Consider the following 3,518-nt stretch of genomic DNA (forward strand, 5'->3'; position numbering starts at 1 on the left):
TGCCCTCGGCGACAATCATTTCGATGTCAGTAACGCCGAGGAAGCCGAATACGCCGCGAAGATAGGTTTCGGTGTGTTCATAAATTGCGCTCGGCGCGCCGGCGCCATAAAATCCGCCGCGCGACAACGCGATGATCATCCGTTTGCCGCCGGCGAGGCCTTTGACGCCCTCGGGGCCGTAGCTGAACGTCTTGCCGGCCACGGCAATGCGATCGATCCAGGCTTTCAACTGGGTCGGAATAGTAAAGTTGTACATCGGCGCACCGATCACCACGGTATCGGCGGCGAGGAAGTCGTCTAGCGCCGTGGTGCCGGCCGCCACATCGTCGCTGAGCGCGGCGTCAGAAGCGACGCCCTGTCGGGCAGCGAGATGCTCACCGGAGAAATGCGATAACGGCGCGGCGGCGAGATCCCGATAGGTGACGGCGAGGGCGGGCTTCGTCGCGGTAAGATGCTGGACGATCGCGGCAGAGACCTGTCGGCTGACAGAGTTCGGGCCGAGCACGCTGGAATCGATATGGAGGAGTTTCATGTCAGTCATCCCTGGTATAGGTTTGTAACTGACGCTATTTGAGTGACTGGCGAAAACCGCACAAGAAGGCACAATTTTGAAACCAGAGCACACCGATGTGCCCGTCCTGCCGCCCAACGCGCATCTTGGCAGCGACTGTCGCGGCGTGGCGGCGGTGTTGTCGCGGATCGGCGACAAATGGAGCGTACTGGTGATCATGTTGCTCGGCGACGGGCCGCGCCGCTTCAACGAGCTGAAGCGGATGATCGGCGGCATCTCGCAGCGCATGCTGACGCTCACGTTGCGCGGGCTGGAGCGCGACGGCCTCGTCACCCGCACGGTGTTTCCGACGGTGCCGCCGCGCGTCGATTATGAACTTACCGATCTCGGTCGCGGCCTGAGCGAGCCGGTCAAGGCGCTGGGCGCCTGGGCGCATGCGCATCAGCCGGACATCGAAACCGCGCGGCAGAATTTCGACGGGCGCAATTCGACGAGCTGACGTTAGATCATCGATACCAGCCCGCCGCCATGGCGCTCGAGCCGGCCGGCCAGCTCAAGCTCCAGCAGCACGGTGCGCACGATGGCCGCCGAAGTAGCGCTGAGGCGGATCAGATCGTCGATGCCGACCGGGCTCGGGCCGAGCAGGGCTATGATGCGGGCGCGGTCGCCGTGATCAGGGTCGTCGAATGTCGTGATCTCATCCGGCTCACGGCTCGGCAGCTCGATCGGGCGTTCCATGATCGGCGTGACGGCATTGATCACGTCGGCGGCCTCGGTGACTAGCGCCGCACCCTGTTTGATCAGGTCATTGGTGCCGGCGGCGCGCGGATCCAGCGGCGAGCCGGGCACGGCGAACACTTCACGGCCTTGTTCGGCGGCGATGCGCGCGGTGATCAGCGAGCCGGAGCGATGCGCGGCCTCGATCACCACGACGCCGAGCGAGACCCCGGAGATCAGCCGGTTGCGGCGTGGGAAATCGCGGGCGCGCGGCACATGGCCGAGCGGCATTTCCGAGATCGCGCCGCCGTGTTCGAGCAGCGCATACAGCAGATCTTCATGCTCCGGCGGATAGATCCTGTCATGGCCGCCCGCCAGCACCGCCAGCGTGCCGCTGTGGATGCTGGCGCGATGCGCCGCCTGATCGATGCCGCGGGCGAGGCCGGAGGCGACCACAAAGCCGGCATCACCCAGATCGTACGCCAGTTTTTCCGCGAACCTTAATCCGGCGCCGGACGCATTGCGCGAGCCGACAATGGCGATCATCGGCTGCATTAACGCGGTGGTGTTGCCGCGCATGCCGAGCAGCGGCGGCGCGTCGTCGATGCCAGCCAGGCGCGGCGGATAGCCGGCTTCGCCGGGCGCGACCAGGCGGACGCCGATCTTGCGGCTCGCCGCGAACTCGCGCTGCGCGTCCTGTTCGCTGCAGATCCGGCCGGGGCCGGCGGCGCCGCCGCGCCTGGCCAGTTCGGGTAGTTGCTCCAGCGCCGCGCGTGCACTGCCGCAACGATTGATCAGCGAGCGAAAGGTGCGCGGTCCGACATGGTCAGACCGGATCAGCCGCAGCCAGTCGATCCGCTGCGCGTCGGTGAGATGAATGGTAGTCGGTTGGTTGTTGTCCACGCAAAAGCCCCTTGCAGGATACCATTGCGCAACTTAAAGTTGTATTCAACCGCGCTTAAGAGGGAAAAACCTTCAATCAGGTTTTAACGTGACCGATCCATCCATGTATAATGCGGTCAAGAGGTTCTTTCGTGACCGGCCCAGCCGTCGCTGAAACGTTTGCGAACATATTCACGACACCGCCATCGCTGGATTTTGCGATGCTGGTTGTGGGCGACGATCTCAAGCAGCTTGAGAAGCGTGTCGATCAGTTTGAGATCGAGATGATTAGATGGCGTGCAACATTACTTCCAAAACTGGAGCCAGCTTTCGAAGAGATAAAGCGCACGCTGCCTGTTGGGCGGGAAGCCGAGGAGACCGTGTCGGACGCAATCAAAGTTGTCGAGGATGGAATTGCTGCATTCAGTGAGCCGCTGCACAGCGATCCGGCAGTCGCCGAGCGAATTCATCAGCTAGGCAGCATATCCGCCAACGCTGGAAAGTTTGTGCGAAAGCTGATGCGCGGGATCGAGAAAAGTCGGGTGGCACAGCATGCCTTTTTTATCGACATGTACTACGGCTTGTTGGCGTTCAAGTCTGAACTGAATAAAAGCCCTGAAGAGCGGCAGAATTTCGACGATGCTAAGAAACTAGGAGCTTTCCTGCGCAGCCAAATCGCGTAGCTGCCGATGCAGGTGACGCCGACCGGTTCGTTTCTGCGCTCTCTCAAGCGGGTCTCGAAAGCAGATGCGGATGACACCATTGCGGCGCTTGAACTGTTTCTCGTTGATCCCCACGCCAAATCGCTGAACTTCGAGCGCGTAAAGAGCAAGAGGGGTATTTCACGACCCGGTCGAACTGTTCCATCCGCATACTGCTTCGCGAAACCGCGCCGCGGACGTTCGATATCGTGATCGTGGGCAATCACGATTACATCTATGAGCGCTATTTTTGAAGCTGCCGCGCCAATTACTTCGCGCCGATCTTGCCTTCGGTGCCGGCGACCAGACGCTTGATGTTCTCACGGTGCATGAACCACAGCAGCAAGGTCAGGAAGGTCGCCAGCACGGCGAGCTGTGGCGCCTTCGCCCACCACAGGAAGATCGGCGTGATGCCGCTGGCGGTGAGGGCGGCAAATGACGAGTAGCGCGAGGCAAAGGCGCAGGCCAGCCAGGCCATGCAGAAGATCAGCGCCGCCGGCCAGAACAGGCCGAGCATGATGCCGATATAGACCGCCACGCCCTTGCCGCCCTTGAAGCCGAGCCAGACCGGGAACAGGTGGCCGAGGAACGCAAACAGTCCGGCGATCATCGCCGCGAGCGGGCCACCGACATGGCCGGCGATGATGACGGCGACGGTGCCCTTCAAGGCGTCCAGGATCAGCGTCGCCGCGGCGAGGCCCTTGCGC

The 3,518-nt window shown here is 62.4% G+C and carries 5 protein-coding genes; 2 read left to right on the forward strand and 3 right to left on the reverse strand.

Going from position 1 to position 3,518, the window contains the following annotated elements; translation table 11 throughout:
• Positions 1-532, reverse strand: a 532-nt coding sequence (locus Q0S16_RS04280; RefSeq protein ID WP_295845409.1) for an NAD(P)H-dependent oxidoreductase, incomplete at its 3' end; no start/stop codon positions are given.
• Positions 533-608: 76 nt separating this feature from the next.
• Between Q0S16_RS04280 and Q0S16_RS04285 the strand changes: the two genes are divergently transcribed.
• Positions 609-1,010 carry a helix-turn-helix domain-containing protein gene (locus tag Q0S16_RS04285; protein WP_295845411.1) on the forward strand — a complete coding sequence of 134 codons (402 nt, stop codon included), beginning with the start codon at positions 609-611 and terminating at the stop codon, positions 1,008-1,010.
• Between the two features lie 2 nt (positions 1,011-1,012).
• On the opposite strand, the gene dprA is transcribed toward Q0S16_RS04285, so the two are convergent.
• Positions 1,013-2,131, reverse strand: a complete 1,119-nt coding sequence (dprA, locus tag Q0S16_RS04290; RefSeq protein ID WP_295845412.1) for a DNA-processing protein DprA — start codon at positions 2,129-2,131, stop codon at positions 1,013-1,015.
• A 131-nt stretch (positions 2,132-2,262) separates the two neighbouring features.
• Here dprA and Q0S16_RS04295 point away from each other — a divergent pair, with 131 nt between their 5' ends.
• A complete protein-coding gene (locus Q0S16_RS04295; RefSeq protein ID WP_295845415.1) occupies positions 2,263-2,793 on the forward strand; it encodes a hypothetical protein in 531 nt (176 codons plus the stop codon).
• A 286-nt stretch (positions 2,794-3,079) separates the two neighbouring features.
• On the opposite strand, the gene Q0S16_RS04300 is transcribed toward Q0S16_RS04295, so the two are convergent.
• On the reverse strand, positions 3,080-3,518 hold a 439-nt coding region (locus Q0S16_RS04300; protein WP_295845417.1), incomplete at its 5' end, for a glycerol-3-phosphate acyltransferase.

The organism is Tardiphaga sp. (assembly GCF_025356345.1).
In the GTDB taxonomy this organism is placed as follows: Bacteria; Pseudomonadota; Alphaproteobacteria; order Rhizobiales; family Xanthobacteraceae; genus Tardiphaga.